General features: G+C 37.8%; 2 protein-coding genes. Both read left to right on the plus strand.

Features of this window, described 5'->3' with window-relative positions:
* Positions 1 to 933 (plus strand): CapA family protein (locus A3739_RS21835; RefSeq protein WP_197472486.1); only part of this gene is annotated, 933 nt, incomplete at its 5' end.
* Positions 924 to 1,324: glycosyltransferase (locus A3739_RS28310; protein ID WP_156502750.1), on the plus strand; the 401-nt coding region annotated here is incomplete at its 3' end. The genes A3739_RS21835 and A3739_RS28310, both read left to right, overlap by 10 nt.

Consider the following 1,324-nt stretch of genomic DNA (forward strand, 5'->3'; position numbering starts at 1 on the left):
TCTCATCATATATTTGAAGATGTTGCACCAATCTTAAAGAGTGGAGATATAGTATTTGGTAATTTAGAAAGTGTCATTTCTAATAAGGGTTACGATCCTAGTGACTTTCACTCAGTAGCGTTCAGGGGCTCTCCGAAAGCGGCGGATGCACTTTTATCTGGAGGCTTTAATGTAGTTAACGTTGCTAATAATCATGTTTGTCAACATGGCGGAGCAGCTTTCTTAGATTCGGTTGGTATTTTAGATAGTCAAGGAATAGATGTAGTTGGTTGCTTGGAGTCTAATACAGGAAAACCTAAACCTTTGTATAAAACCGTTAATGGCTTGAAGATAGGTTTCTTAGGTTATTCGGCAGTTGAAGAAGCCTATATTCCAGGGCAGAAATTCTACTCAGAGTTTCAAAAAGAATCGGTCATTTCTGATATTAAGCATATTCGCTCTGATGTAGATATTCTTGTCTTATCTTTGCATTTTGGGATTGAAGCAGAAGACACCCCTACCGAAAATGATATTCATTGTGTCAGAGAGATAGTGGATGCTGGTGTAGATATCTTTTTGGGGCATCATCCTCACATATTTCAAAAAGTGGAGCTTTATAACGGATCTGTTATTGCCTATAGCTTGGGGAATTTTCTTTTCGATTTAACCTGGGATGAAAGGCTGCGGCGGACGGCCGTTCTGCAAATAGATGTTTCGACAGACCTTTCTATATCTTACAGATTATGGCCTGTGAGAATAAATGCTGTTGGCTTGCCAGAAAGAGCACCTAATATTACGTTTAATTTTACTCGTGGCACAGAAAAAACTAAATTATGGCCGCCAGAATGGCTACGAAAGTTATTGTATTTGATTGCGAATTTTCATAAAGGAAACTCTTATTTAAAGGCCAAGTTTATTTTTTGGAAAATCAAGTGTTTTGTGCGATGGAAATGAAGAACGATAGTTGCCTGAGGGTTTGTCACGTTGTGCATTGGCCTAAAAGCGGGATTACCTCTGTTGTTAGAGATTTAATAGATCATTGTAATGCTAATGGCATTGAATCTTTTGTTGTTTTATTAAAAGGGGATTATTCTGATAGGGAGTATTTTTCTGGTGCTCGTGACGTTTTTGTTCTTAATCCTTCTAGATTAATGTTTGATGGATATCGAGCCCTCAGAAAGCTGTTGTTATTGATAAATCCTAATGTGGTGCACGCACACTCTTTTACACCATTTCTTTTTGCATCTTTAACCAGGTTGCCAGCTGCTAAGTTAATTTCAACGGTTCATAGTGATTATCCATATCTTTTAGAGTCGTCGTTTAAATCTAGGGTCAAGAGATCTGT

The sequence above is a fragment of the Oleiphilus sp. HI0067 genome (assembly GCF_001635735.1).